The sequence below is a fragment of the Rhizobacter sp. P3_C12 genome, assembly GCF_056402735.1.
In genome coordinates this window covers 1-3,467 of sequence record NZ_JBFUGW010000442.1, presented here as the reverse complement: position 1 = coordinate 3,467, position 3,467 = coordinate 1, and the positions used below count along the sequence as shown (strand labels likewise).

4 protein-coding genes are annotated in these 3,467 nt (G+C 71.3%); all 4 read right to left on the bottom strand.

The features are described from left to right. Positions 1–1,845 (bottom strand): secretin GspD/PilQ domain-containing protein (locus AC1DXV_RS32830; protein WP_477937687.1); only part of this gene is annotated, 1,845 nt, incomplete at its 3' end. Further along, positions 1,842–2,420 carry a hypothetical protein gene (locus AC1DXV_RS32825; protein WP_477937685.1) on the bottom strand — a complete coding sequence of 193 codons (579 nt, stop codon included), beginning with the start codon at positions 2,418–2,420 and terminating at the stop codon, positions 1,842–1,844. The genes AC1DXV_RS32830 and AC1DXV_RS32825, both read right to left, overlap by 4 nt. Next, positions 2,417–3,010 (bottom strand): hypothetical protein, encoded by a 594-nt coding sequence (locus AC1DXV_RS32820; protein ID WP_477937683.1) that lies wholly within the window; start codon positions 3,008–3,010, stop codon positions 2,417–2,419. Before AC1DXV_RS32820 ends, AC1DXV_RS32825 begins: the two co-directional genes overlap by 4 nt. Next, positions 2,998–3,467: hypothetical protein (locus AC1DXV_RS32815; RefSeq protein ID WP_477937681.1), on the bottom strand; the 470-nt coding region annotated here is incomplete at its 5' end. The genes AC1DXV_RS32820 and AC1DXV_RS32815, both read right to left, overlap by 13 nt.

Below are 3,467 nucleotides of genomic sequence, written 5' to 3'. Positions count from 1 at the left end.
CGGCGGCGGCGCAGCCGGCACCGGTTGGCCCACGCGCGGCGCAGCGGCCGCCCCACCCTTCTCCGGCTCCATCGCCTCCAGCCGCAGCGAGGGCGCGCCGATGCTGCTCTCGGTGCCCGAGTCGAACTCCGCCGACAACAGGTCGGGCCGGCGGATCGAGCGCACGATGTGCGGCGTGATCGACAGCAGCACCTCGCTGCGCTGCTTGTCGTCCTTCTGGCTGCCGAACAGGCGCCCCAGCACCGGCAGCTCGCCCAGGGCCGGCACCTTGTTCGCGGTGGAGCGGTCCTCGTCGTTGATCAGCCCGGCCAGGATCTGCGTCTCGCCGTCCTTCAGCCGCAGCACGGTGTTGGCGCCGCGCGTGCCGATCTGGTACGACAGCGAACCCGACTTGCTCAGCACCTCGCGCACCAGGCTCGAGACCTCGAGGTTCACCTTGATCGCCACCTCTTCGTCGAGGTAGATGGTGGGCTCGACCTCGAGCTTCAGCCCGACGTCGACATAGTTCACCGATTCCGACACGAAGCCGGTCGAGGTGGACGTGGTGGTGATCACCGGCACGCGGTCGCCGATCAGGATCTTCGCCTTCTCCTTGTTGCGCACGCGGATGCGCGGGTTGGCGAGGATGTTGCCGTCGGTGTCTTCCTTGCGCGCATTGATCAGCGTGCTGCCGACGGTGGCCTGCACGGTGTTGCGATTGATGTTGCGCAGGTCGTTCAGCGTCCACGGCTGGGTGGCCATGTTCAGCGGCGACAGCGTCAGCTGGCTCGGCCACTGCACGCCCAGTTCCATCAGCCGGGTGCGCTTGATCTCGAGCACCTCGACGTCGAGCATCACTTCGGGGTCGCTCAGGTCCTGCAGCGCGACGATGCGTTCGGCCATGCGGATCGCCTCGGGCGTGTCGCGCATCATGATGATGCCCAGCCGCTCGTCGATCACCAGGTCCTTGGTCTTCACCAGCGTCTTGATCGCGCCCGACACCGCCTTCACGTCGGCATTGGTCAGGTAGAAGCTGCGCACCGCGAGCGTCTGGTAGTCCTTCAGCTTCTGCGGCGTGTTCGGGTAGATCAGCAGCGCGTTGTCGCCCAGCACCTTCTGCTCCAGCTGGTTGGTCACCAGCAGCAGCCGCACCGCGTCCTCGATCGAGGTGTTCCTCACCAGGATGCTCGCCTTCAGGTCGGGGCGGATGTCCTTGTCGAACAGGAAGTTCAGGCCCGACACCTTGGCGATCACGTCGAACACCGCCTTCAGCGGCGCGTCGCGGAACTCCAGCGTGATCGGCTTGCGGTAGGCCGCGGCCAGGCGCGTCTCGGGCTTGACCAGCTTGCCGCGCGCCTCGTCGACACGCGCCTTCAGGTTCAGCGCGTCCTTCTGGTTCGGGTTCTCGGCCAGCACCGGGCGGATCCTCTCGAGTGCCAGGTCCAGGTCGGCCGCGGCACCCTTCTTCAGCAGCGCCTCGCCTTCGGTGACGGCCTGGCGGTGGCGCCGCTCGGTCAGCAGCGCGTCCAGGCCCTGGCGCGCCATCGCGTTGTCGGGCTCGATGGCCTGCACCTGGCGATAGGCCTTCTCGGCATCGGTCAGGCGGCCTTCGCGGCGCGCCGCCTCGCCGGCCAGCACCTGGCGGTTGACGATCGACGCACGCTGCGTCGCGAGCCCGATGCGGTACTCGGCGTTGGTCGGTTCCAGGCGCACCGCCTCCTGCAGCTTGGCCAGGCCTTCGGCGGTCTTGCCGTCGGCCAGCAGCGCATTGCCGTCGCGCCAGGCCTGCGGCGCGGCGCAGCCGCCGAGCAGCAGCACCCCCAGCAGGATGGGCAACAGCGCAGCCCTCGGATCAAACCATCTCATCGCGTGTCTCTCGGTTCGCTTCCCCCGACGTCCAGGGTCTGCTTCTGGTTCAGCGGCGTGTAGAGCAAGGTCAGGGTCCCGCCCTGCAGGCTCTCCACCTTGTAGTTCTGGGCCACGGTGTCGCCGACGCGCACGACCAGGTTCTGGTCGTTGTACTGCAGGAACACCGCGACCTCGCCGTCGTCGACCAGGCGGCCGAGCACGCGGAACGGCAGCGGTGGCGCCTGCGGCGGCGGAGGAGGCGGCGGCGGTGCCATGGCCACCGGCGCAGCGACGACCGGGGCCGGCGGCGGCGTCCAGCGCGTCGCGCCGAAGATCGTGTCGGCCTCGCCCGCGGCATCGGCGCCTTCGCGCGGGCGGATGCGCAGCACCTCGGCGTTGCGCGACGTGGCAGCCCGCAGCGGCACAGGCGCAGAAGCCGTGGCAGCCGCGGCGGCCGGCGCACGCGCGGCGGCCGTGCGCGTGCGCTCGGCCAGCTCGACACCGTCGCTGGCCGGCGCCGGCGCGAACCAGGCGGCCAGCAGCGTCGACCCGAGGCCCAGCCCGAGCAGGCCGCGCGTGACGGCCGGCTTCATCGCACCGGCTCCGGCAGGCGCGTCAGCAGCACCCACTGCAGGCGCACCTCGACCTCGGCCGATTCGATGCGCGCCCGCTTGAACTGCACGCTCTCCAGCGCCAGCGTCCTGTGCGACTGCAAGGCCAGCTGCATCAGCTTCAGCACCGCCGGTGCATCGCCCTTCACCGGCAGGCTCATGCGGTAGCGCATGAAGCCGCCCTGCAGGTCGGGCTGCGCGCGGTAGTCGCCGCGCGCGAGCACCAGGTGCTGGTCCTCGGCCTGGTTCAGCAGGTCCTGCACGACGGTCGGGATGTCGTCGTGCAGCGGCAGGTAGTCGTCGAAGGCCTTCAGGCGCGCGCGGCCGTCCAGCGCGCCGCCGGCCGGCGGCAGCACCGGGGCCGAAGCGCGTTGCGCCAGCCGCGCCGCCAGCCGGTCCTGTGCCTGTTGCGCGGCATCGGCCTGCCGCTGCCGGACGACCGTCGCGGCGACGCCGAGCAGCGCGGCCAGCACCAGCACGATGCCGAAGCGGCCCCCGTGCCGCATGAAGGCACGCCCGGCGCGGCGCAGTTCCCAGGCCAGCATCGCGGCCACGAGGCTCAGTCGTTCCATGCGGCCTCCACCGTGAAGCGGTAAGGCCGTTCGGGCGTCGTGTCGTCGATCTCGTGGCGCGTCAGGTAGGCGCCGGTGAAGGGCTTGCGCGACGACACGAAGGCGACGTAGCGCGCCATCTCGGCGCCGGTGCGGGCCTCGCCGGTGATCTTGATGCCGGTGGTGGCCCCCGGGCTGGCGCCGAGCACGTCGACGCCGAGCACCGCGACGCGGATGTCGCGCGGCGGCTGCAGCGCCTGCAGCAGCGCCGACACCGGCAGGTTCATCTCGCGGATCGCGGCGTTCACCGCCGGCACCCGCGCCTGCTCGTCGCGACTCAGCGCGGCGGGCGCGGCCGGCGCGCTGCGCAGCTGCACCGCCTCCAGTTGCTGCTGCAGCCCGTTCACGCGCTGCACCGCCTGCCAGGCCTGCAGCGACAGCCCGCCGGCCACCAGCAGCACGGCGGCCGCGGCCGCCC

What these genes read in the sequence shown, in the direction of transcription:
- AC1DXV_RS32820 (WP_477937683.1), bottom strand. Translation starts at nt 3,010, where the DNA reads ATGGAACGACTGAGCCTCGTGGCCGCGATGCTGGCCTGGGAACTGCGC.
- AC1DXV_RS32825 (WP_477937685.1), bottom strand. Translation starts at nt 2,420, where the DNA reads ATGAAGCCGGCCGTCACGCGCGGCCTGCTCGGGCTGGGCCTCGGGTCG.